At 60.3% G+C, this 24,310-nt stretch carries 15 protein-coding genes; 13 read left to right on the top strand and 2 right to left on the bottom strand.

Going from position 1 to position 24,310, the window contains the following annotated elements:
* Positions 1 to 16 precede the first annotated feature (16 nt).
* From AB5750_RS07110 to AB5750_RS07100, 3 genes are all read left to right on the top strand, one after another.
* Entirely contained in the window at positions 17 to 1,477 is a 1,461-nt protein-coding gene (locus AB5750_RS07110; RefSeq protein ID WP_368146242.1) for a S1C family serine protease, read from the top strand.
* A gap of 248 nt (positions 1,478 to 1,725) precedes the next feature.
* Positions 1,726 to 3,954 carry an NAD-dependent DNA ligase LigA gene (gene ligA, locus AB5750_RS07105; RefSeq protein ID WP_368146240.1) on the top strand — a complete coding sequence of 743 codons (2,229 nt, stop codon included), beginning with the start codon at positions 1,726 to 1,728 and terminating at the stop codon, positions 3,952 to 3,954.
* Positions 3,954 to 4,133 carry a hypothetical protein gene (locus AB5750_RS07100; protein ID WP_195535987.1) on the top strand — a complete coding sequence of 60 codons (180 nt, stop codon included), beginning with the start codon at positions 3,954 to 3,956 and terminating at the stop codon, positions 4,131 to 4,133. Before ligA ends, AB5750_RS07100 begins: the two co-directional genes overlap by 1 nt.
* Here the strand turns inward: AB5750_RS07100 and AB5750_RS07095 are convergent.
* Positions 4,125 to 4,970, bottom strand: a complete 846-nt coding sequence (locus AB5750_RS07095) for a MerR family transcriptional regulator (protein WP_368146238.1) — start codon at positions 4,968 to 4,970, stop codon at positions 4,125 to 4,127. The two genes, AB5750_RS07100 and AB5750_RS07095, sit on opposite strands and share 9 nt — an antisense overlap.
* 56 nt (positions 4,971 to 5,026) lie before the next feature.
* Positions 5,027 to 6,373: an MATE family efflux transporter gene (locus AB5750_RS07090; protein WP_368154963.1), complete on the bottom strand. Its 1,347-nt coding sequence runs from the start codon at positions 6,371 to 6,373 to the stop codon at positions 5,027 to 5,029.
* Positions 6,374 to 6,698: 325 nt separating this feature from the next.
* On the opposite strand from AB5750_RS07090, the gene AB5750_RS07085 reads away from it, so the two are divergent.
* From AB5750_RS07085 to AB5750_RS07040, 10 genes are all read left to right on the top strand, one after another.
* The gene (locus tag AB5750_RS07085; RefSeq protein WP_438266023.1) at positions 6,699 to 8,462 is read left to right on the top strand and encodes an ABC transporter ATP-binding protein; all 1,764 of its coding nucleotides are present in this window, start codon (positions 6,699 to 6,701) and stop codon (positions 8,460 to 8,462) included.
* A complete protein-coding gene (locus AB5750_RS07080; protein WP_368146077.1) occupies positions 8,455 to 10,353 on the top strand; it encodes an ABC transporter ATP-binding protein in 1,899 nt (632 codons plus the stop codon). The genes AB5750_RS07085 and AB5750_RS07080 overlap by 8 nt, the downstream gene beginning before the upstream one ends.
* Positions 10,354 to 10,568: 215 nt before the next feature.
* Positions 10,569 to 11,606, top strand: a complete 1,038-nt coding sequence (locus AB5750_RS07075; RefSeq protein ID WP_368146078.1) for a putative endonuclease domain-containing protein — start codon at positions 10,569 to 10,571, stop codon at positions 11,604 to 11,606.
* 233 nt (positions 11,607 to 11,839) lie between these two features.
* The gene (gene moaA / locus AB5750_RS07070; RefSeq protein WP_368146079.1) at positions 11,840 to 12,895 is read left to right on the top strand and encodes a GTP 3',8-cyclase MoaA; all 1,056 of its coding nucleotides are present in this window, start codon (positions 11,840 to 11,842) and stop codon (positions 12,893 to 12,895) included.
* Positions 12,896 to 12,899: 4 nt separating this feature from the next.
* On the top strand, positions 12,900 to 14,204 hold the full coding sequence (mobB, locus tag AB5750_RS07065; protein WP_368146080.1) for a molybdopterin-guanine dinucleotide biosynthesis protein B: 1,305 nt from the start codon (positions 12,900 to 12,902) through the stop codon (positions 14,202 to 14,204).
* Positions 14,205 to 14,469: 265 nt separating this feature from the next.
* On the top strand, positions 14,470 to 15,750 hold the full coding sequence (locus AB5750_RS07060) for an MFS transporter (protein WP_368146081.1): 1,281 nt from the start codon (positions 14,470 to 14,472) through the stop codon (positions 15,748 to 15,750).
* Between the two features lie 224 nt (positions 15,751 to 15,974).
* Positions 15,975 to 16,796: an HAD family hydrolase gene (locus AB5750_RS07055; protein ID WP_368146082.1), complete on the top strand. Its 822-nt coding sequence runs from the start codon at positions 15,975 to 15,977 to the stop codon at positions 16,794 to 16,796.
* Positions 16,797 to 17,302: 506 nt separating this feature from the next.
* On the top strand, positions 17,303 to 20,692 hold the full coding sequence (locus AB5750_RS07050) for a Spy0128 family protein (protein WP_368146083.1): 3,390 nt from the start codon (positions 17,303 to 17,305) through the stop codon (positions 20,690 to 20,692).
* Positions 20,685 to 22,355, top strand: a complete 1,671-nt coding sequence (locus AB5750_RS07045) for an isopeptide-forming domain-containing fimbrial protein (RefSeq protein WP_368146085.1) — start codon at positions 20,685 to 20,687, stop codon at positions 22,353 to 22,355. The genes AB5750_RS07050 and AB5750_RS07045 overlap by 8 nt, the downstream gene beginning before the upstream one ends.
* 114 nt (positions 22,356 to 22,469) lie before the next feature.
* Entirely contained in the window at positions 22,470 to 24,167 is a 1,698-nt protein-coding gene (locus AB5750_RS07040; RefSeq protein WP_368146087.1) for an isopeptide-forming domain-containing fimbrial protein, read from the top strand.
* The last annotated feature ends 143 nt before the right edge of the window (positions 24,168 to 24,310 follow it).

Below are 24,310 nucleotides of genomic sequence, written 5' to 3'. Positions count from 1 at the left end.
CGAAAGGATCGCAGCTATGAGCGAGTACGATTCCCAGCGTCCCCAGGATGCGGGCAACGCCGGCGAGACCCAGCAGCAGCCGCGCGTGCAGGTGGAGTCGACGCCTGCCGGTAGCAACATTCCCTACGTGCAGGCTTACGACACGCAGACCGGAAAGCCGCTGGGCAGCCAGCAGGTTGTAAACAAGCACACAGTGGTCAAAACCAAGACCAAAAAGTTGCCGATCTTTATTACGGCACTCGCCGGCTGTGCCTGCGGCGCCCTGCTGGTCATTGCGCTCATTATGAGCGGCACGCTCGATATCGGTGGCGGCAAGAATGCCGTGACGGCGGGTGCTTCGGGTTCATCGACGCAAAAGATTACGATTGATTCCGAGGACACCACGCTGGCCGAGGCCGTTTCTGCCAAGGCATTGCCCTCCGTGGTTTCCATCACCGCCACTTCGAGCGGTAGCCAGAATGGCTCGCTTTCGCAGTCTGCCGACGAGTCGGACAACTCGGGCAGCGTCGGTTCGGGCGTGGTGCTCGATACCGAGGGCCACGTCCTCACCAACAACCACGTGGTCGATGGCTATGACCAGTACGTGGTTACCATGGACGACGGCACTACATATGAGGCCGAGTTCGTTGGCAACGACGCCTCGAGCGACCTGGCCGTCATCAAGCTCAAGGATGCCGATGCCTCCAAGCTCACGCCGATCGAGATTGGTGATTCCTCCAAGCTCAACGTGGGCGAGTGGGTCATGGCGATTGGCTCGCCCTTCGGCAACGAGCAGTCTGTCTCCACCGGTATCGTCTCGGCGCTGTATCGCTCCACGGCCATGAGCTCTACCAGCGGTAACACCATCTATGCCAACATGATCCAGACTGATGCCGCCATCAACCCGGGCAACTCCGGCGGCGCGCTCGTCAACGACAATGGTGAGCTAGTGGGTATCAACTCGCTCATCGAGAGCTACTCGGGCTCCAGCTCGGGCGTGGGTTTTGCCATTCCGGTTAACTACGCCAAGAACATTGCCGACCAGATCATCGACGGCAAGACGCCGGTGCATCCGTACATGGGCGCTACGCTTTCGAGCGTCAATGCGCTCAACGCCCGCACCAACAAGCTGAGCACCGATAGCGGCGCGTATGTGGCGAGCGTCGTTGAGGACGGCCCTGCCGCCAAGGCCGGCATTCAGGAGGGCGACGTCATCACCAAGCTGGGCGACGACGAGATCACGAGCGCCGATGGCCTGATCATCGCACTGCGCAGCCACGAGGTGGGTGAGAAGGTCGAGATCACGCTCATGCGCGGCAAGGAAGAGAAGAAGGTCACCGTCGAGCTGGGCTCCGACGAGGAACTGCAGAACCAGCAGCAGAACGACAGCGCAACCGACACTGGCAACGGCGGTATTACCGATGAGCAGCTGCGCCAGTACCTGGAGGAGCTGCTCGGCCAGCAGGGCCAGGGCCAGGGCTACGGCCAGGGTTTCTAACGAGCTGTATCGCACATATCGAAGCCAGAGGGGCTGTTCCGCCAGCGCGGGACAGCCCCTCTTTTCGCGATGATTCCTTGGAGACGGAGGAAAACGGATCATTTAGAAACGGCAAGGGCATGGTTTGAACGCGCGATCCACTCCAGTTTGACGGCTGCCGATTCGGTGCGGTTTGAGACCGCTATTCGGCCCCATCGTGACCGGTGGTACTCTTGTATCCGTTTGAAATCGAGCGAAGGAGTGCCGCTATGGAGCAATCGAGCCTGTTTGGTGACGGCGTGGACATCGATACCGAAACGCCCGCGAGCGCGGATGCCGCCGCACCGACCGATGCCCGCGCCAAGGCGGCAGCGCGCGCGGCCGAGCTGCGCCACGAGCTCGACTACCATGCCTACCGCTACTACATGCTCGATGCGCCCGAGATCACGGATGCCGCCTTCGACAAAATGCTCGTTGAGCTGCAGGAAATCGAGGCTACCTACCCTGACCTTGTGACGCCCGACAGCTATACCCAGCGCGTGGGCGGCTACGTGAGCGAGCAATTTACGCCAGTCACGCACATGGCGCGCATGTATTCCATGGACGACGCCATGGATCTGGATGAGCTCGACGCATGGCTCCAGCGCACCGAGGACGCACTTGGTGCCGGCAGCGTCACCTATACCTGCGAGCTCAAGATCGACGGCTTGGGTGTGGCGCTTACCTACCAGAATGGAACCTTCGTGCGCGCGGCGACGCGCGGTGACGGCACAACGGGCGAGGACGTGTCGCTCAACGTCCGTACCATCAAGGACGTGCCCATGCACCTGTCCGAGCCGGCGCTCGTCCACATGGGCGCCGACCGCGAGCGCACCATCGAGGTGCGCGGTGAGGTCTATATGCCCAAGGGCAGCTTCGTCCGCCTGAACGACGAGGCCGATGCCGAGGGCCGCGACCCCTTCGCCAACCCGCGCAACGCCGCCGCCGGCAGCCTGCGCCAAAAGGACCCCAAGGTTACCGCACGCCGCGACTTGGCCACCTTTATCTACGCCATCGCCGATACCGACCCGTTGCACGTCCATAGCCAGCGCGAGTTTCTCGACTGGCTGCGCAGCGCCGGCTTTAGCGTCAATCCCAACGTGGCCCGCTGCGCCACACCGGCCGAGGTCCACGAGTTCTGCGCCCAGGCGCTCGAGCATCGCGGCGACCTGGACTACGACATCGACGGCGTGGTCGTAAAGGTCGACAGCTTCCAGCAGCAGCTCGACCTGGGCTTTACCGCCCGCGCGCCGCGCTGGGCCATCGCCTTTAAGTTCCCGCCCGAGGAGAAGCAGACCATCCTGCGCGAGATTCGCATCCAGGTGGGCCGCACTGGCGTGCTCACGCCGGTCGCGGAGTTCGATCCGGTGACGGTCGCCGGCTCCACCATCGCGCGCGCCACGCTGCACAACATCGATGAGATCCGCCGCAAAAACGTGCGCGAGGGCGACACCATCATCGTTCATAAGGCGGGCGACGTGATTCCCGAGGTCGTGGGCCCGGTGCTCGACAAGCGCCCGGCCGATTCGGTCGACTGGCATATGCCCGAGGTCTGCCCCGTGTGCGGCAGTCCGGTCGTGCACGAGGACGGCGAGGTCGCCTACCGCTGCGTGTCTATCGACTGCCCCGCGCAGCTCAAGGAGCGCCTGCTCCACTGGGTGAGCCGCGGCTGCATGGACGTCGACGGCCTGGGTGACGAGATCGTCGACAAGATGATCGCCGCTGGCCTGATTCACGATGTCGCCGATTTCTATCAGCTTACGGTTGACGACATCGCCGGTCTGGACACGGGCCGCATGTATGCGAGCTCCAACAGCAAAAAGGGCGTTAAAAAGGGCGATCCCATTCCGGTTGGTCTCAAGACGGCCGAGAAGATTATCGCCGAGCTCAACAAGTCCAAGAGCCAGCCGCTCGGTCGCGTGCTGTTTGCCCTGGGTATCCGCCACGTGGGCAAGAGCGTGGGTGAGGTCATCGCTGAGCGATTCTTGTCGATTGACAAGCTCATCTTGGCGAGCGAAGAGGACATCGCCGAGTGCGAGGGTATCGGTCCCAAAATCGCAGCGAGCGTCAAGCAGTTCCTGGCCGTGCCCGAGAACCTCGCTGTGTTGGAGCGCCTGCGTCAGGCGGGCCTGTCGCTCGAGGTCGATTTGGGCGCCGCGCATGCGCAGGCTGCAGCCGATGCCGGCGTAGCGGGCGAGCTCGCCGACGCGCAGCCGCTTGCGGGCCTGACGTTTGTGCTGACCGGTACGCTCGTCAATCGCACGCGCGACGAGGCGGGTGCCGCGCTTAAGGTGCTCGGCGCCAAGGTTTCGGGCAGTGTGTCGAAGAAGACGAGTTATCTGGTCGCCGGTCCCAAGGCAGGCTCCAAACTCACCAAGGCCGAGCAGCTCGGTGTGCCCGTGCTGGACGAGGACGCGCTCGAACAGATCCTTGCGACTGGTGAGGTGCCAGAGGCGTAATGGATATCGAGAACCACAATTACTCGCAGGCGGAAGGGCGCACGAGGCGCTCCCAAACGCAGGCAAAAGAGCACCTGATGGCGCGAATTCGCGTTGCCGAGTGCGAGCGCGCGGCAGGCATATCTCGCGATGCATTTGAGGCGTTGGCCGAGCTAGAAGCGAAGCTCGGTCTAGCCTAGCGACACAGGCACCGTGATCTGCGTCACGTAGGTCGCCGGGTCGTCGCTGATGATGTCGTCGATAAGGGCGATTTCGCGCGAGGGGCCTGCGGGGGACAGGTCGCGCTCGTGCATGTAATCGAGCAGGCGCTCGTAGCGCGGGGCCGCTTGTCCGTGCGTGCCGCGGAAGCTTACGGTCAGGCAGCGCGCGGCGGGCCGAACCTCGACGTCCCCCAGGTAGTCATCCGTGTCATCCAACAGCAAAAAGACCTCGTCGTAGCCATCGAAGTCGCCGGCGGCAAGGCGCTTGGGTGCGATGCCCACGCCCAAGTTACCGGGAAAGACGAAGGTCTCGTGCTGTCCTTTTTGCAGCTGGCGAATCTGCCACTCCAGCGCATAGGCGTCGGTGGGGTTGACACGTTCGCGCAGTACGGCGCATCGAAGCTCGGGTGCCTCGGTCTCGCGGATGGTGTCGAGCTCGGCATTCAAAGCGTCTCGCAGCAAGACGAGCCGGTCATCGATCTTGCGCGAGACGCGTTCCAGTACGCGGCGCTTGCGTTCGATGAGCTCCTGTTGCTGGGCCAGTTGGCGCTGCATCAGATTCACGTCGCGCGTGGCGACAAACTCGCGTATCTGCGCCAGTGGCAAGTCAAGAACGCGCAGGTTGCTGATGGTGTTGAGAGTGGAGAGCTGTCGCGCTCCGTAGCAGCGATAGCCGCTTGCAGGGTCGATATGCGCCGGCTCCAGCAAGCCCATCTGCTCGTAATGACGCAGTGTGCCAACGCTCAGGTTAAACAGGCGCGCCACCTCGCCAATGCGGAGCAGGCCGTCGGTATGTTCGCTGGATGTTTCGGTCACAGGATTACTCCTTTCGGCAGAAAGCAGGACGGGGTCGCCAGGCTTGCGTTGCCCCGCTACGCCACGAGCTTGTCAAAAGTGCCACGCCGGTTGAGCACCGTAAACGCCACCATGCAAATGACTGCCGAAAGAATCGACCCGCACGGCGAGGCGATGCCCATGGGGAACAGCGTGTCGGAATAGGCGTTCGACAGCAGCCACGCGCCCGGCACGCGAATGAGCGCCACCGCCAGCACGTTGTGCGCAAAGCCGATGTAACTCTTGCCGTACGCGGCGAAAAAGCCGCTAAAGCAAATGTGGATGCCGGCAAAGATCGCGTCGAAAATATAACTGCGCATATAGCTGGTACCGGCGGCGACCACCGCGGCGTCTTTGGCAAAAAAGCCGAGAAACGCCGGCGCCACCAGCCACATGAGTACCGTGATCAGGCAGCCATACACCACCGAGATGGTCATGGCGTCCTTGAGCACCTGACGCGCGCGGTCGCCCTTGCCCGCGCCGGCGTTTTGCGCCGTGAGCGCGCTGACGGTGGCGCCCATGGAGCTCGGCACAATGAACAAAAAGCTGATCATCTTCTCGACCAGGCCCACGGCGGCGGCGTCGACCAGCCCGCGGTGGTTGGCGATAACGGTGATGAACATAAACGCCACCTGGATGCAGCCGTCCTGCACGGCCACGGGCACGCCAATCTTAAGGATGCTGCCGAGCACCTCGGGCTGGGGGCGCAGGTCGCTACGTTTAACGTGGATGTTCGTGCGGCGGCTCTTGAGCCATACGAGCGCGAGGGCAACGCTTGCCGTCTGCGCGATCACCGTGCCAAGCGCCGCGCCCACGGGGCCGAGCTCCATGTGACCAATGAACAGAAAGTCGAGCGCGATGTTGATAACGCACGCCACGCCGATCACGTACATGGGTGAGCGCGAATCGCCCAGGCCGCGAAAGATGGCCGAAAGGATGTTGTACGCGGCGATGCACGGAATGCCGATAAAGCAGATGCGCAGGTAGGCGGCAGTGCCCTCGACGGCTTCGGCTGGCGTACCGATGAGTGTCACGATCTGCGGGCACAACGCGAGCAAGAGCGCGGCCAACACCACCGAGACGCCCATAAAGAGCGTGATGGTGTTGCCGATGGCGGCCTCGGCGCGATCGAAGCGGCGCGAACCCACGGCATGGCCGACGATGACGGTTGTTCCCATGGCCAGGCCCACGAGCGTTACGGTAATGATATAGAGCGTCTGCGCGCCGTTGCCCACGGCGGTGATGCCGGCGGCACCGCTAAACTGTCCGATAAAGTACAGGTCGGCCATGCCGTAGAGCATCTGCAAAAAGTACGAGAGCATATAGGGCAGGGCGAAGACCGCGATGGTCTTGAGGACATTACCGCGTGTGAGGTCGTGTTCCATGAGCGGGGCTTTCTGGCTTGGTTCGTTTACGTACCAGTGTAGTGAAAACCCTACAACGATTGTAGAGTCAAGGTCCATGTTGCCGGTGGGGCGAAAAATTCTTGCCTTCAATCATTTCGGTTTGAATACGGTCGCGCGCCGCGCGGGCTTAGCGCCTGCGCCGGCCTTATAGAAATCGATTTCGGAACACTTGACACCATCGCTCGGCGCGCAATAATACGTGCGTTTGCGAACAACGTTTGATGGGGGATGAACCTGCGTGCGCAATCTCAAAATCTTGTTTTCCTATTTGGGGGCATACCGTCGCGATGCCATACTCGGCGTGATGTTCGTCTCGGTCGAGACCGCGCTCGAGCTGTTTATCCCGGTCATCATGGCCAACATCATCGACGTGGGCGTGCCCACGGGCGACGTCAATTACATGCTGCTGCAGGGCGCGTTCATGATCGTGTGCGCCGCGTTTTCGCTGGTACTTGGCTTAGGGTATGCCCGCACATCCGCTCGCGTCGCCTCGGGGCTGGGCGCTAACCTGCGCGAGGCCGAGTATCGCAAGATCCAGACGCTCGCTTTTGGCAATCTGGACAACTACGACGCCAGCTCGCTGGTCACTCGCATGACCACCGACATCACCGTGATCCAAAACGCCGTAGGTAACGGCTTCCGCCCCATGGTGCGCGGGCCGGTAAATCTGGTCATGGGCCTCGTCTACGCTTTTGCGCTCTCGCGCGAGCTCGCGGCGGTCTTTGCCGTCATTCTGCCGATGCTCGCCATCGTGCTCGGTATTATTACCGTGCGCGTGAGCCCGCTCTACCGCCAACTCCAGACCTCGATGGACCACCTCAACGGCGTGGTACAAGAGGACCTTACCGCCGTGCGCGCCGTGAAGGCTTACGTGCGAGCCGAGCACGAGTGCGACAAGTTCGACACCGTCAATACCGAGCTCGCCGGCACGGCGACCAAGACCTTCGGCACCGCCGTGCTCAACCTGCCGGTGTTCCAGCTCTCGATGTACGTGGCTGCGCTCTCGATCCTGTGGATTGGCGGCCGCATGATCATCGAAGGTCGCTTGGGCGTGGGCTCGCTCACGGGCTTTATGAGCTACGTGCTGCTGATCATGAACTCGCTCATGATGATTTCCAACGTGTTTTTGCTGCTCACGCGCGCTCTTACGAGTGTGGGCCGTATCGCAGAGGTGCTCGATGAGGAGCCCTTTATCGCCAACCCTGCGGGAGACCTCGCGACTGCGGCGCCAGCGGACGGCAGTATCGAGTTTCGCGACGTTTCCTTTAAATACCGCGCGGATGCAGCCGAGGATGTGCTCGAGCATATCGACCTTCGCATCGAGAGCGGCTCGACGGTGGGCATCCTCGGCGGCACGGGCTCGGGCAAGAGCTCGCTTGTGCAGCTGATTGCACGCCTGTACGACGCCACCGAGGGCGCCGTGCTTGTGGGCGGACACGACGTGCGCGACTACGACCTGGCTACCTTGCGCGACGCGGTGGGCATTGTGCTGCAGAAGAATGTGCTGTTCACGGGCACCGTGCGTGAGAACCTGCAGTGGGGCAATCCGCAGGCGTCGGACGATGAGCTCCTCGCGGCTTGCCGCGCGGCGTGCGTGGATGAGTTCCTTGATCGCATCGGCGGGCTGGACGGCGAGTTGGGCCAAGGCGGCGCCGGTGTCTCGGGTGGCCAGAAGCAACGCCTGTGCATCGCGCGCACGCTGCTCAAGCATCCGCGCGTGCTCATTTTTGATGATTCCACCAGTGCGGTCGATATGGCGACCGACGCTAAGATTCGCGAGCACATCGCTCGGATTCCCGATACGACCGTGCTCATCATCGCCCAGCGCATCGCGAGCGTCATGGATGCCGATCGCGTTGTGGTGTTGGATGACGGTCGTGTCCACGGCGTGGGCACGCACGAGGAACTGCTGGCGGGCGACAACATCTACCAGGAGATTTACGCCTCGCAGATGGAGTTTGCGGGGAACGCGGACGCCGGCGACGGCTGCGACGATGAGTGCGCGAATGATCCGTTTTCTTCCGTCCCCAGCGGATCGCCCTTGGAAGGGGGTGAGCGCCATGCCTAAGACCGCAGCCCAAGCACGCCCGGCCGACCTCAAACGCACTGTGCGCCGCCTGCTCTCCTACATGGGGCATGCCAAGTTTTCGTTGCTCGCGGTGGGCGTGTTCGCCTCCATCGCCGCCATCGCGAGCCTCGCCGGCACCTACATGGTGCGCCCCATCGTTAACGGTTTGGCCACGGGCGGGGAGGAACTGCTCGCCAAGCAGGTCATCCTGACGGCGATCATCTACGCCGCGGGCGTGCTTTCGGCCCTGGGCTACTCGCAGATCATGGTGCGCGCGGCCCAACGCGTGGTGTCCGATATTCGCCGCGACCTGTTCGCGCACATCCAGACGCTGCCGCTCAGTTATTTTGACGGCACGCGCTCGGGCGACATCATGAGCTTTTTCACCAACGACGTCGACACCGTCTCCGAGGCGCTCAACAACAGCTTTGCCAACGTGATTCAGGCCGCCATTCAGGTTGTGGGCACCACGGCCATGCTCATCATCCTTAACTGGCAGCTCACGATTATCACACTCGTGTGCGATGCGGCCATTGTGCTGTATGCGCGCTACTCGGGCGCGCGCTCTAAGCGTTTCTTTGCTGCCCAGCAGGCATCGCTTGGCGACCTGGACGGATATATCGAAGAGATGGTCTCGGGCCAAAAGGTCATCAAGGTCTTTAACCGTGAGGCAGCGAATGTCGCCGGCTTCACCTGCCGCAACGACGAGCTTCGCCGCACCGGTACCGCCGCCGTGAGCTATGCCAACTCCATGGTGCCCATGACCGTCGTGATTGGCTATGTCAACTATGCCATCGTCGCCGTGGCGGGCGGCATGCTCTGCATCAAGGGGCTCGCCGATGTGGGCGCACTTGCAAGCTACCTGGTCTTTGTGCGCCAGGCCGCCATGCCCATCAACCAATTTACGCAGCTCGGCAACTTCTTGCTCAACGCGTTGGCCGGTGCCGAGCGCCTGTTTGCGGCTATGGACCTTGAGCCCGAGGTGGACGAGGGCTGCGTGGAGCTGGTGCAGACGGGCGACGCCGCGTGGGCGTGGAAGATTCCCGAGGGCCAGGGCGTGGGCGCGTACGGGCACTTGCATGACGTGGCAGCCGTTGATGAGTCGGGCCGCGCGGTGGCCGCCGACGGCACCGAGCTCACGTGCGGCTTGGTCCCGCTTGCCGGCGACGTGCGCTTCCATGCCGTGGACTTTTCCTACGTGCCGGGCGCCCGCGTGCTCACGGACCTCAACCTGTTTGCCAAGCCGGGGCAAAAGATTGCGTTTGTGGGCTCCACGGGCGCCGGCAAGACGACCATTACCAACCTCATCAACCGCTTCTACGAGGTCGATGACGGCGAGATCACGTACGACGGCATCGACGTCAAGCACATTGCCAAGGCCAGCCTGCGCGGGTCGCTCGGCATTGTGCTGCAGGACACGCACCTGTTTAGCGGCACCATTGCGCAGAACATCCGCTTTGGCAAGCTCGACGCGACCGACGAGGAGGTGCGCGCCGCTGCCGAGGCCGCCTGCGCCGACTCGTTTATCCGCCGCCTGCCGCGGGGCTACGACACACCGGTCACGGCCGACGGCGCCAACCTGTCGCAGGGTCAGCGTCAGCTGCTCGCCATCGCGCGCGTGGCCGTCGCCGATCCGCCGGTGCTCATCCTGGACGAGGCCACGAGTTCCATCGACACGCGTACCGAAAAGCTCATCGAGCGCGGTATGGACCGCATCATGCGCGGACGCACCACCTTTATGATCGCGCATCGCCTGTCCACCGTCCGCGATGCCGACGCCATCATGGTCCTCGAACACGGCCGCATCATCGAGCGCGGCACGCACGAAGAGCTGCTCGCCCAGCACGGCGAGTACTGGCAGCTGGCGCATGGCTTAAAAGAGCTGGATTAACCCGTTCGAGCACGATGCTTTGATCCCTCCGTGCCCCTCACCTCGACTCAAACCATCACAACATTCGGCGTTTTTCGCCAAAAACGGGAAAAGCATCGAATGTTGTGATGGTTTTTCTACCACTCGACCGGGTGGAATCGCTTTCTTGCGCACGAAGGTGTGCGAATCCGTGAGCAGGGGAATAAGGTTGGTTATCCGACTTCATTGGAGGGCTCATGGACCTGCCGATCGTCCTGTCCCATAAGACTGCCTGGCTGTACCACAACGTGGCGCGCCCGTCCGAGCCGCTCTCGCGAGCAAGCAGCCTATACGATGAGGACTCGCTTGCTAACGAGGCGGAGCCGACTGCGGGCCTGCCCAAATTGGGACTCGATGCCAAAGGGCTGAGGGCTTCAACGGCAGTTGGGATCGTTGCCGATTATCTGGTCTCGCTTGGTATTCCACGAGAAGAGCTCGATCATATCGATACGCTCGTCAACTTCGATTTTGAGCGCTCGACGCCGGCTGGATTTAGGTGCCACGTGTTTGGAGCGCCGGTACCTTCAGGTCATCTTATCGAGGTGGCAGAGGGCCTTCTAGTGGTTGATGAGGCCATGTGCTTTGTCCAAGCGGGTTCGTGGATGAGTGAGCCCGAGCAGCTGGAATATGGGTATGAAATCTGCGCCCGATACCATTTGAATCATCTGTCGACAGGCGATTATATCGAGATAGGGCAGAGGTATACCGTTGCCGATTTGATTGCTTATTGCAATGAGAACCGATCTCGTCAGGGGGCCATACGCGCGGCCGCCGTGCTCAGGCGCGTGCACGATGGCGCCCGTTCGCCTATGGAGACGGCCACCGCAATCATGGTCGTAGCAAAACGTTCCCAGGGAGGGCTGGGATACGCCAAGATCGAGCTCAACCATCGGGTCGATGTTCCCAACGAGTTCAAGTATCTCGCTAAGTCCGGGTATTTCGAGATCGACGTATATGCGCCTGCGAGCGGTACGGGGATTGAATACAACGGCTCGGACCATCTTGATAAACAGCGCAGCGCGTCGGATGCGGAGCGTATGACCGTGCTGAGCGCGCTGGGCTTTAGGATGATCGTCCTCACCGGGACTCAGTTTGCCCACCAGCTGCAATTGCACCGGGCGATGAACGCCATCGCGCTCGCTATGGGCCTTAAGTGCGACCGAAGCGAAGCGTTCCAGAAGCGGCAGAACGACCTGCGAGAATTCGTGATTCGGCACTGGGACGGCGGCCTTTAGGGACGTTTTGGTCCCTCTACGGGGTGCCGTGGGCACGCAAACCATCACAACATTCGACGTTTTTCGCCAAAAATGGGAAAAGCATCGAATGTTGTGATGGTCTGTGCTGAGGATGGGCTTGGGAAGCCGGTCTTGCTCGAAGTGACCTGTCCTGTCGTACGGGTGTCGGCATGATTCTCTCGTGGGGTATTATGTTTTCCGAAGAATAAAACGCCGCGTGAGGGGAGGGCTGCGTGGACGGGCGCGTGCAACATGACGGCTTTGGCCGCGATATCAACTACCTGCGCATTGCCGTTACCGACAAGTGCAATTTCCGCTGCATCTACTGCATGCCGGCCGACGGCGTGGCGCCCCGTGCGCACGACGAGCTGCTCAGCGCCGAGGAAATCGCCCGCTTTGTGCGCTTGGTGGCGGGGGAGGGCATTCGCCGCGTGCGTCTGACGGGCGGCGAGCCGCTGGTCAGCCGCCGTATCATTCCGCTTATTCGTGACATCCGTGCGATCCCGCAGATCGAGGATATCTCACTTACTACCAATGGCGCCCTGCTGCCCAAGCTGGCGCCGCAGCTCAAAGATGCCGGGCTTAACCGCGTCAACATCTCGCTCGACACGCTCGACCCTACGATCTTTGGAAAGATCACGCGCCTGGGTCGGCTCGAGCAGACCATGGCCGGCATCGATGCGGCGCTGGCTTGGGGCTTTGAGCCCGTTAAGGTCAACTGCGTTGTGGTGCGCCGGCTCAACCAGGATGTAGCAGCCCTCGCACGGCTGACCGTCGACCGCCCCATCCACCTGCGCTTTATCGAATACATGCCCATTGGCGACGAACGTACGAGCTCACATTGCGCCGTGGACCCGCATGCGCCTGCGCTCAATCCCGAGCTGTGGGGCGCGAGCGATACCGTGCCGAGCGACGAGCTGCGGGCGCGCATCAATGCCGGGGCCACCGCGGCTGGTCTGGGCGAGCTTGAACCGCTCGACATCAACGACGCTCCTGCCGGCGCGGGTCCTGCGCGCTACTGGCACTTTCCGGGCGCGGCGGGAACGGTTGGCTTCATTAGCGCCATGTCCAACCATTTTTGTGCGAATTGCAACCGTCTTCGCCTGACGGCCGATGGCAACGTGCGTCCGTGCCTGTTCAGCGATGCCGAGTATTCGGTGCGCGACGCGCTGCGCCGTGGTGATGATATGCAGGTACTTTCGATTTGGCGCGATGCCGTGGCCCACAAACCGCAGGAACACGCGATAATTGAGGGCACGCAACGATTTATGTCCCAAATCGGAGGATGATCATATGGCCAAGAGCAGGTACGCCGATGCCACCAAGGCCGCTCGCAGGGCCGCGATGTCTGCCCACAAAGTCACGGCTGCGGCGAATGCTGGTAACGCCGACGCGTCCGCGCAGCCGTCTGCCAGCGCTGCCACCGAGCCCGCCCGCGACGCCCGTCGCGACGAGCTGACGCACGTGGACGCCAAGGGCGAGGTGCGCATGGTCGACGTGTCCGACAAGGCCGAGACCCATCGCGTTGCCATCGCCGAGGGCACCATCCTCATGCACCCCGAGACGCAGGCCATGGTGCTGCAGGACCGCGCCAAAAAGGGCGATGTGCTTGCCTGCGCGCGCGTGGCGGGCATTATGGCCATCAAACGCACGAGCGACATCATTCCCATGTGCCATCCGTTGCTCATTACCAAGAGCAAATGCGACATTGCGCCCATCGCTCCGGCGGGGACGCCGGCCGAGGACGTGCCCGAGGGCTGGGCGCCGGCGCGCGCGGACGGGCAGGTTGGCTTTCACGTACTGGTTACGGCCGGCGTGACGGGCAAGACGGGTATCGAGATGGAGGCCCTGACCGGCGCGAGTGCCGCGTGTCTGACCATCTATGACATGTGCAAGGCGGTCGATCGCGGCATGGAGATTGTCGACGTGCGCCTGCTGCACAAGGAGGGCGGCCGCTCGGGCGTGTGGGATCGCGCAGAGCGTCAGACCGCTGCCGTTGAGGCTGTGGCCGCTGACGGTGCCGCACCCGCGAGCGCACCCGTCGCCGTCGCGCCCGCAGCTCCGACACCGGCCGTCCCCGCGATCGCGTTTATCGGCTACCAGAACTCGGGCAAGACCACGCTTGTCGAGAAGGTTATCGCCGAGCTCACCCGCCGGGGCCTGCGCGTGGGTTCGCTCAAGCATCATGGGCATCACGGCTTTGATATCGACGTGCCCGCTAAGGATACGTGGCGCCATCACCAGGCCGGATCCAAGCACGTGGGGCTCATCTGCGCCACGCGCTGGGCGGAGTACGCCGACACGCGCGAGGAGGACGAGATGCCCGCGCGCGAGCTGCTGTCGCGTTACAACGATGTCGACGTGGTGATCATCGAGGGCTACAAAACCGAGGGCTTCGACAACATCGTGGTCGCGCGATCGGGTGTCGACCGTCTGCGCGGCAAGAGCTCGCTCGACCTGGTCGATGGCCACACGCTGGCCCTTGCCTGCAACGAAGCCCTGGCGCGTCAGGCCTTCGACGCAGGCTTTGCGACCCGAGCCATCAACATCAACGACGCCCGAGCCATCTGTGATCTCATCCAAGACCATCTGGCCTAAAACCTGCCAAAAAGGGACAGGTTTGTTTTGGCAGGTTTTATCTGGGCAAACGTCACTTCCACCACAAAGGGGACAGGTACCTTTGTGGTGGATTTTGCTTTAGTAGATGTGTGGGACATACCTTACAATCTACCAAGTAGTTCATGACGGGCGAAAAACGGAGAGAAGGGGCTCGATGCGTCCTTAATGTTTCATGCGGATAGATTGATTTGACAGACGGTGGCGAATGCCCGCCGTCCGCATTCGTATGAAACAAGGAGTCTCCATGCTCGCCCCTCTTTTCTCAAAGCCTCAACCTTCGCTGTCCGTGCAGGCCAAGCGCCTGGTGGCGATGCGCTTTCTCATCTACACCGGTTTTCAGACCAGCTACTTTATCGGCGTCATCGGAACGCTCACCTATGCAGACGATGCCTCGGTCGTGGCGACATCGCTGGCCGTCCTTTTTATGAACGTATTCGTGATCTTGGGATCCTTCGCGGGTGGCGCGGCGCTCGACGCCTGGGGCCCGCGCCGTCATTTCTTGCTGAGCATCGTGGGCACGCTGGCAACCGGCGCGGCGATCCTCATTTTTGGCAGCGCGACCGGCATCGTCCTGCTCGGCGCGGTGCTCCTGGGCTTCGTGATGGGGTTCGCCCAACCCATCGCCACATCCTATCCGGCGTATCTCACCGACGACCCCGTCGAGCTCAAAGACGTCAACTCCGCCATCGCCATGTTTTCAAACGTGAGTATCATTGTTGGCCCCACGTTGGGCGGCTTTGTCGCGGCGGCTGCGTCATCGCGCGCGGTGTTCGTGCTTATGATGATCTTTACCGTACTGGCGCTCGTCGCCGGTTGGGGCTTTAGGTCGCAGACCAGCCATGTTGCCGGGGATGCGGATGCCGATTCAGCAGAGGAAGGGGAGCGTGCGGGGCAAAGCCCCGACCCCAACACATCTTCCCGCGTCACCTTCGCGACCAGCATCAAGACGGTCTTTACCAACAGCGTCCTCGCCCTGCTGTTCTGCATTATTTTCCTTTCGAACTTTGGCTATGGCGCCTTCGATCCGCTGGAGTCGTTCTTCTACCGCGATGTTCTGCATGTCGGTGTTGAGTGGATGGGCTGGCTCTCGTCAGCCTGCGGTGTGGGCGCGGTACTGGGTGCCGTCCTCGCGCTCCGCTTGCCGCGGCGCTTCGTCAGCCTCAAAACGCTGCTCGTGGCACTCATGTCCGTGGGCGTAGGAAGTCTGATTTATGTGGGAACGCCGTACGTGGGCGTAGCCCTTGTCGGCCAGATTGCCCTCGGCGTGGCCTGGGGCGTCGTCAACCCGCTCCACAACACCATCGTGCAAACGACGGCCCCGCTCGAGCAGCTCGGTCGCGTGAACTCGGTCATGGGCTTTGGCAACATGCTTGCCGGCGTAGCCCCGCTGGCGATTGCCCCCTGGCTGGCGGCGACGTTTGGCGTGCAGCAGACGCTCGTTGGTGCGGGCGTGGTCGTGACGGCGGTTCCCGCGGCACTGCTGCTGTTTGGACGCCGGCATTTGGATCGTGCCGCAAAGCGGTAAAAACCATCACAACATTCGATGAAAATCGCGATTTTGCCGAATAACGTCGAATGTTGTGATGGTTTGCGCCCCGGGTCATGCCATCCTGCGGGTCCGGCCGCCACAAAGGGGCCAGGCACCTTTGTGGCGGTTTTTGCTTTGACAGGCCGCGCCTGCGCCTTGGTATACCATGTACGCCGTTCACGAATACACCCCACACCGCCGCACAACCTAGAAAGGCCCCCATGGACGCCACCTTCAGCCACATTAAAGCCGTACTCTGCGATATCGACGGTACGCTGCTCACGAGCCAGCACACGGTGTCCCCGCGCACTGTGGCGGCGATCCGCGCCCTGCGCGAGCGCGGCGTACTCTTTGGCCTGTGCACCGGGCGCGACGCCCGCGCGACCGAGGCCATGTACGAGCTCTGGGGTATCGAAGGCCTGGTGGACGTGCTAGTGGGCTGCGGTGGTGCCGAGGTCATCGACCGCGCGCACGACATCAACGAGCTAAGCTATCCGCTGCCGGGCGAGACCATCGCGCGCATCTGCAAACACATGGCGGACCTTCCGGCAACGCCCGTCTGCCCCCGAGACGGCGTGTTCTACGTGCCCGAGAGCAACGCGTGCGTCGAGCATCTGTCGCGCGTCGACGGCGTGCCCTACCAGGTGGTCGATTTTGCTGAGTTTTTGCGCGAGCCGCAGCCCAAGGTGATGTTTACCATGGCGCCCGAGGTAATGCCGCGGGTGATTGAGCGGGCGTCGACGTTTGTCGATGACACTGTTAAGGCGGCGGCTCTGCAAACCACGCAGCGGCTCTACGAGTTCATGGATCCGCGCGTGTCCAAGACACGCGGCCTTGTGCGCGTGGCGGAGCTCAATGGCATGGAGCTCCAGAACATCTGCGTGTTTGGCGATGCCGATAACGACACCTGCATGGTGGCTGACGCCGGCGTGGGCGTGGCCATGGCAAACGGCAGCGACGCCACCCGTGCCGCCGCCGACTTTGTAACCTCGAGCAACGACGAAGACGGCATAGCGATCTTTATCGAGGAACATCTGCTGTAGCGCCGGGGGAGAACCACCGCAGAAGGGGGCAGGCTCTTTTGCGGTGGCCTCAGGCGATTTGGGCGAATTGGTACCTAAAATCTGTGGGAAAATTCAAATATTGTTGTCTGAACATTACGCTTCTGACTACCGATGAGTTAAAGATATTCTCATCAGTTTGATAGGGTATTTCTCCCGGTAAATGACCTACAGCTCATGGTCAATTTTCGACTGTTTACAGGATGTTTACTCTTGAGCAAAATGTTGTGCAAATAAATCTAATGCCATTAAAAAATGATGGGCAACTAAATTACCAGTAGAAATAAAAAATAGATAGCGAATAAACGAAGGTAAATCTGAGCAATTGTCAAGAGAATTGATAATTCGCTACAAAACTATCGGTTTATTTGCCCAGATATTCAAACAATCGTTAGAATAGTCATTACTAAGCGTGCGCAATTTCAGGTTGCGCAGATACGTTTGATAGTGAAAGAGCAAGATCGCGGTCTCTTGGGGAGGAGACATCGATGAAAGCAAATTCAGACAAATCTAAACAGAGTAATAAAGCGACGCGCCGTGTACTGGCAGGCGTTTTGTGCGGAGCCTCCGTTTTGAGCCTGGTATTGTCGCTCGTCATGCCCCCGATCTCTCAGGCCATTGCCAACGATGCCCAGGCGGTTTCTGCCGAGGAAGCTGTGATGGGGGAGGGTTCCTCAAGTGAGTCTACTGGTGTAGACAGCACCGCTAACGGGGGTGCCGAAAAGCAGATTAGCGATGATGCCGAGAATGGCGCGAGCGAAGACGTCGCTGCCGCGGGACTGCCGTCCGACGACGCGGAGGCCAAGGGCGCCGCGCAGCCTTCCGATACACAGCCTTCTGATGATGAAACTAACGATGAAAACGCTATCGCTCCCGCTACCGTCAGTGCCGATGGCTATAACGAGGTGAAAGGTAATATTGCTGAGACGTTCACCAATGGCGGCAAGTTCCGACTGACGGATTTTGCCTATTCGGATAAGCAGATCACCATCACCAAAGACACTGCTATCGATCTTGCGGGACACATGCTCTACCGTGGTTCTGGCAACAAAGACTCCTTCTTTGTGGTCGAAAATGGAGCCACACTCACTATCGAGGATTTAGTTAAAACAAAAGACGAACAGACCCTGGTCGAAACGACGGCGGGTCATCTTGCGTCTATGGAATGGGAAACAGGAAACGGCTCAAATAGTGGCACTCCTAAGAGTCTTACTTACTTTGAGACCAAGAGCACGCCCAATCAAGATGGACTCGGCACAACCGAGACTACGATCAGGCATGTCGTTACGGGCTTTGGCGCTATTGATGCGGCATCGGACAGCGGTTCCGTAAAGCATGTGGTCACCGTTAAAGAGGGCGGCACGCTCGATCTCAAGGGCGGCATGATTACCACGGCCGCCAATCTGAGCGATGACGGCCATGTGATTTTTTCTGAGGGTAAAGTCAAAATCGAAGGCGGTTACGTCACCAATGGCAACGGCGGTGGCTGGGGTGGTGGCCTGTGCATAACGGGCGAGAAGGCGGGCGCGAATGCCAGTCTCGAAATGACAGGCGGCGTGGTCGCGGGAAACAAGTCGGGTTCTGGCGGTGGCATCTATGCTGACAAGGGAGCCACCCTGAAGCTTACGGGCGGAATTATCTCTGGCAACGCTACGTATGAAAACACTTGCAACAGCGGCGGCAGTCCCGAAAATGGTTATGGCGGCGGCGTCTTTACCAAAAATGCTTGCGTTAGTATCAGCGATTCGGCAAGCATTACTAACAATCGTGTCGATTCCAATATCTCTGAATCGTTTAACAATGGCCTGCTCGGTGGCGGTGGCATTGCATGTGTAAATGGTGGCAAGCTCAGTATAACGGGTGGCTCAGTTACTGCTAACTACTCCCATGAGGCTGGCGGTGGCGTTTACGCTGGTTTTTACAACCAGACCATCGAGTTTGAAATGACTGGCGGCACGATTGCCGGCAACGTGGCGGAGAACGCTGAGGGCGGCGGTTTGCGTATCGCTGGCGGTGACAACACTGGTACGATGGCAACAATTAGCGCTGGTGAGAACAGCAAGATTTACATTACGAACAACAAGACTATGACGGGTAAGGATCGCGGCGGCGACTGGGGCGGCGGTGGCGTCTTTATCCAGAAGGGCGGCAAGCTCAATATCGTAAAGACGCTGATCACTCAAAATGATGCTGGCGGCTGGGGTGGCGGCGTTGCTGCCTGCCCCACGGGCGAGACGATTGTCTCGCACTCAAATGGTGCCGCAATCTACAACAATACGGATCATGGTTTAAGTGATCACATGTCTGCCGGTGGTAATGGCAAGAACGAGGACAGCGATGCTGAGTACATTACCGATCCCTTCAAAAACGCCGGCCACAAGGATTTCTTCCTCGTGCGCAGGAAAGGCAGCGATAAGACGGTCGCAGTCGTTCTTGGAAAGATGCTTGGCAATCGCTCTGCTGGCTGGGAGGGCACCTGCGATGGCCAGGAGATCACTATCGATCCTAATGGCGGTGCCGAGGCCACGTACATGTTCGGCTTGGAGGCCCATCCGACTGAAGATGCCATAACAAAGGCACAAGCCGCAGCTACGACCATCATCAGCGGCAACTACTCATACACCCATGGCGGCGGCATCATGACCAACGGCGATCTCACCGTCGGTGAAGTCAGTGAACTGAGCGTTTATCCGAACATGAGGCTCAACGCCACTAAGGTGCTTGTAGATGCAGACGGAAACTCGCAAAACCTTGAGGGACACGGGTACAAGTTTAAGGTGCTCCGCGAGGATGGTGCCACTGAGCCTTCTTGGAAAGATGACGACACATTTGATATGGGCGATTGCAGTGTTGCGGGCGAGGCGACTGTTAATCAATCAAACGGCAATATCACCTTCGACTCTGGCAAGGACTATTCTTCGGGACAATACGTTTTCTATCTAGTTGAGGAACCCATCAGCGGTCAAAACGAATTGGACACCAGATTCGATAAGACCATTTACAAGATCGTAGCAACAGTTGATAGCAATCCGTACAAAACTAAAAAGCTCATGAGGATTGATATTAATTATTACAAGGTAAATGGAGTAATCGTCTATAAAAAGGGCGAGAAGGACATCGACTTTAAGCAACTAAATTCCGGTTACTCCGTTGATTACTTGAATGATCGCACGACAGCTGTGGTGACTATCGGTGACAGTAGCGACAACCCGACCTTTACCAACAAAATCGTGCCGTACGCCTCTACCGGCTTTTGGACGCCTGCGGCGACTAAGGTCGTTAAGGGCGGCGAGATGAAAGAGTTTACACTTCAGCTTGCGACCGATGACAGTTTTCAGAAAATTATTCGTGAGACCAAAACTACTGGCGATAACAAGAAGCAGACGCTTTCGTTCTTAGATGGCTCTGATAAGGGGATTAAGTACTCGCTCTCTGATATCACGAAGAATCCCTTCACTGCCGGTGACCCTACGGGCCGTGGCGCTTCCAAGACCTTCACGTACTACGTGCGCGAGAAGAATGAGAGTTCGATTTTCTCGCATTACAAGTTCGATCAGTCGGTCTATAAGCTTGACGTCACGATGGCGGATCAGAAAAATGGCAAAATCGTTGCCACGAAGGTGACCTACACAAAGATTAAGGACGCTGACGGCAACCGCATCGACGAAGCCCCGGTGAATTACAACGACGGATCCGATACTTCTAAGCCAACCTCCACCCCCACCTTCACCAACACCTACTCCACCTCTTTGCCCCTTTCTGGTATGTCGGGCGTCACTCTGACGTACCTTGCCGGCGCGGCGGTGCTTTGCGCTGCTGCAGCCTGGATGCACATTCGTCGCAAGGCGAATGCGAAGGGAGGTGAGCATCGTGAATAAGAATGTTTGCTCCTTCCCGATCTTGTTTGCGCTGCTTGCCCTCCTGATCGGCACCTGCGCGGTTGTGTTCCCCGCATCCGCGCAGGCCGCGCCGACCTCGACCGGTTCCATCACGGTGAGCGGCACCGTGGCGCGCAGCTACGACGCCTACCAGATCTTTAGCGCCAACGTCATCGATGGCGACAACGACGCTAAAATCGCCACCGACCTTGCCTGGGCAAGCGATGCCGTGCGCGACGCCGCGCTGCCTGTGCTGCACAGCGCCGGCATGCCCAACTCCCAGACCACCGCGCAGGAAGCTGCCGAGTGGCTCAACGCCGATTCCCACCTTACGAGCGCGCTGAGCGCACAGCTCGCTCGTTCCCTCCAGAGCTCTGATGCCGCGTCCGTGCCCCTTAACGCGGGCACGGCGTCAGAGCTGCCCTGTGGCTACTGGCTCATCGTCGCCGACGACGACTCCATCGCCCAGGGCGAGGCTGGTACCGCGCCGGTCATGGCCCTGGTCGGCGGCAGCGCCGTCACCGTCAAGCCCAAGGCGGCGACGCCCAAGGTCCAAAAGCACGTGCTGGAGGACAGCACCGCCGCCTGGCAGAAAGCTGCCGACGCCACGGTCGCCGACGACCTGTACTGGCGCCTCTCTGCCACGGTCCCGGTGGGTCTTACCGCCTACGACACCTATACGGTGCGGTTCGTCGACACCTTGAGCGCGGGGCTCGACCCCTCCAAGGTCGCCGCGAGCATGCGCGTGTACGTGGCGGCGGGCGCGGACGGCGGCTTTGACGCCGTCTCAACCGGTAAGGACGGGCGCGCCGGCACCGAGCCCGCGAAGGGCTGGACCGACATCACAGCCCAGTGCGCTACCAAGGTAGCGGCCGACGGCAAGACCTTCACCGTGCGCACCGGCGACCTCATCGCCGCGCTCGGCGGGGCCGACGCCTTCACCGCGGGCGCCCGCGTGGTCGCCGTGTACAATGCGCCGCTCAACAGCGCATGCAGCCACGGCATCGCGAAGGGCAACCCCAACGAGGCCTACCTGCGCTACCCGCGCTCTCCCTTTGCCGACCAGTCCGGCGATGCCGGCTTTACCCGCACGCCGAGCGATGACGCGTGCGCCTACACCTGGGATCTCGCGCTCATCAAGCGTGGTAGCGACGGTGATAAGCCGCTTGCTGGGGCGGTCCTGAACATCGCCGGCGACCGCGGCCGCACGCTAGCGGCCGACGGCACGTGGGATGCGGAGGGCAAGGCCACCGTCGCCACGGGCGAGGACGGTCGCGTGACCGTCTCGGGCGTGGACTCGGGCAAGCTGGAGGTCCGCGAGCTCAAGGCGCCCAAGGGCTACACCGCCTTTGAGGGCACGCGATCCGTGACGGTCAAGGCCGAGGGCCTGGACGTTAAGCAGGTGGCTGCCGCCAAGCCCAAGCTCACCGTCACAGCCGAGTCGCCCCTGCGCGCCGACAGCGCGGACGGGTCGACGGGCAGCCTGGAGGCATCGCTCATCAACACGCCCGCCGGCACGCCCCCTAGCATCTTCACCGGAGGCTTTATGCCCTCGACTGGCGATATGGCAATGTACGCCGTGGCCGCCGCAGCGGTCGCCGGAGCTGCACTGATCGTAGTCGCGCTCTTGATCAAGCGGGGAGGTGGCAGCCATAAAGAGTAGCTGGCAGCCCCACCGAGAGCGGGGCGAGACGTAGCGAAGCAGATGCTAAGACACAGACAGACAGATTTAGATCAAATGGAATTCGAGCAGAAAGCAGAGGAAAAGAAGATGAGCATGAGCAAGAACATCGCACGCCTGGCAGTAACCGCCGGCCTCACAGCAGCGCTGAGCTTCGGCGGCGTGATGGCCCCGGTCACGATGGCGTTTGCTGAGGGTTCAACTGTGAAGTTCGAGGATTCCAAGTACGGCACGTCGTCGACCTATAAGGGCATCCAAATCTTCAAGGCGAAAGTGACCAAGGACAACGGGACCACGAAGGTGAGTGGCATCGAGTGGGCTGGCACTGGCACTGAAATCCAGACGACTGTCGTTAATGCCATCAAGGCAAAGGAAAAAACCTATTCCAGCAAGAACGCGCAGGATGCCGCCGATTGGCTGAATGCCAACGCCGGGGTTACCGGGGCCGACTCGAAGGTCGCGAGCGACAACGTCCTGAGCTTGATCGCCGACAACCTGGATGGCGTGTCCGGCTGGAAGACGACGAACGCGGGTGACCCGTCCCTTTCCGGCCTTGATGCCGGCTACTGGCTGTTCCTCACCAACGGGGTGGATAAAACAGCTGCCGATAAGTCGACCGATACTTTTTCGTCACCTGTGTATGCCGTGATTGACGGCCAGAATGATATGACCGTCACCCCCAAGAAAGACGTGCCCACCGTCGATAAGAAAATAGTGAATGCCAAGGGCGATAAAGAGCTCGATGCCAGTGACTCCCGTGTTGGGCAGAAGGTTACGTACAACCTTTATGGCACTGTCGCCGATAACTACGATACGTACGGCTCGTACTTCTATCAGTTCTCCGATCAACTTTCCAAGGGCTTGACGCTGGAGCCCGGCTTCACAGCAACTCTATATGCGAATAAGGACCTCGCTCAGGATGATATTAACCACGCGAATGGCATTGATGTGACGAGCAGCTTTATTCAAAGCGCGGAATCTGTAGACCCTGCAACTGGAAATAAGACAACGACTTGGACCTGCGACAATCTTAAGAGTGTGAAAGGCGTTGCTGCGGGCTCCTGCATCGTCGTCTCCTATAAAGCAAAGATTAACAGCGAGGCTACCGTTGGAGACAATGCGGGTAACACCAACACTGTCGAACTTAAGTATTCAAACAATCCAATGACCAACGACTACGGCACGACGGTGCCCGATGAGGTCAAGACCTACACCTATGGCCTTAAACTGAATAAGGTTGACCTTGGCACTGAGAAGGCGCTCCCGGGTGCGAAATTTACCATCAAGGTGAGCGCGGCGGCGGATCCAAGCCTGGTGGGGAAATACGTTCAGTCCGATGGGGCTCTTGGAGCAGATGAGCATAAGTTCACGACTGGCGTCGATGGCGCCATTACCGTCACGGGCCTCGGTGCGGGAACCTATAAGGTAGAGGAGACTGACGCTCCCGAAAACTACGATAAGGTCGCATTCAATTTCACGATTAATGAAAGCGGGACAACGGGTGAAAGCTCGAACGCGGATAAGTATGAGCTAGACGGCCCAAGTAATCAGGTTATCATCGGCATGCCGAATGGTGAGAAGGGCGACAACAAGCTCGAGGCCGAGACTGACACTGCCACAAATAACGATGGTACCCTTAACATCACCGTCGGCGATACCAAGCGGGTTGGCCTCCCGCTCACCGGCCTCAACGGCGTGACCTTCACTTGGATCGCTGGTGGCGCGGTGCTGTGCATCGGCGTGGCGCACCTCATCCGCAGCCGTAAGCAGGCTGAGGAGTCCGAGCAGGAGTAACGCTCATTCAACCATCCCTTTGGCGGGTGGGATGCGATGGCCATGAGACTTGCGGACACTTTTCTCGTCCATCGACGTTCTTGCTTTGCCATTCTCTTTTCGGGGCAGACTCCGCACTGGAGTCTGCCCCGTTTTTTGGATAA

Origin of the sequence: Collinsella aerofaciens (assembly GCF_040926185.1) — a bacterium.
Classification (GTDB): domain Bacteria; phylum Actinomycetota; class Coriobacteriia; order Coriobacteriales; family Coriobacteriaceae; genus Collinsella; species Collinsella aerofaciens_BC.
The sequence above is the reverse complement of the archived record's forward strand: the minus strand, read 5'-3'. Positions and strand labels throughout refer to the sequence as shown.

Bases quoted from the DNA above. Each gene is read 5' to 3' on its own strand.
- AB5750_RS07110 (WP_368146242.1), top strand. From the start codon at position 17: ATGAGCGAGTACGATTCCCAGCGTCCCCAGGATGCGGGCAACGCCGGC.
- ligA (WP_368146240.1), top strand. From the start codon at position 1,726: ATGGAGCAATCGAGCCTGTTTGGTGACGGCGTGGACATCGATACCGAA.
- AB5750_RS07100 (WP_195535987.1), top strand. From the start codon at position 3,954: ATGGATATCGAGAACCACAATTACTCGCAGGCGGAAGGGCGCACGAGG.
- AB5750_RS07090 (WP_368154963.1), bottom strand. From the start codon at position 6,373: ATGGAACACGACCTCACACGCGGTAATGTCCTCAAGACCATCGCGGTC.
- AB5750_RS07085 (WP_438266023.1), top strand. From the start codon at position 6,699: ATGTTCGTCTCGGTCGAGACCGCGCTCGAGCTGTTTATCCCGGTCATC.
- AB5750_RS07080 (WP_368146077.1), top strand. From the start codon at position 8,455: ATGCCTAAGACCGCAGCCCAAGCACGCCCGGCCGACCTCAAACGCACT.
- AB5750_RS07075 (WP_368146078.1), top strand. From the start codon at position 10,569: ATGGACCTGCCGATCGTCCTGTCCCATAAGACTGCCTGGCTGTACCAC.
- mobB (WP_368146080.1), top strand. From the start codon at position 12,900: ATGGCCAAGAGCAGGTACGCCGATGCCACCAAGGCCGCTCGCAGGGCC.
- AB5750_RS07060 (WP_368146081.1), top strand. From the start codon at position 14,470: ATGCTCGCCCCTCTTTTCTCAAAGCCTCAACCTTCGCTGTCCGTGCAG.
- AB5750_RS07055 (WP_368146082.1), top strand. From the start codon at position 15,975: ATGGACGCCACCTTCAGCCACATTAAAGCCGTACTCTGCGATATCGAC.
- AB5750_RS07050 (WP_368146083.1), top strand. From the start codon at position 17,303: ATGAAAGCAAATTCAGACAAATCTAAACAGAGTAATAAAGCGACGCGC.
- AB5750_RS07040 (WP_368146087.1), top strand. From the start codon at position 22,470: ATGAGCAAGAACATCGCACGCCTGGCAGTAACCGCCGGCCTCACAGCA.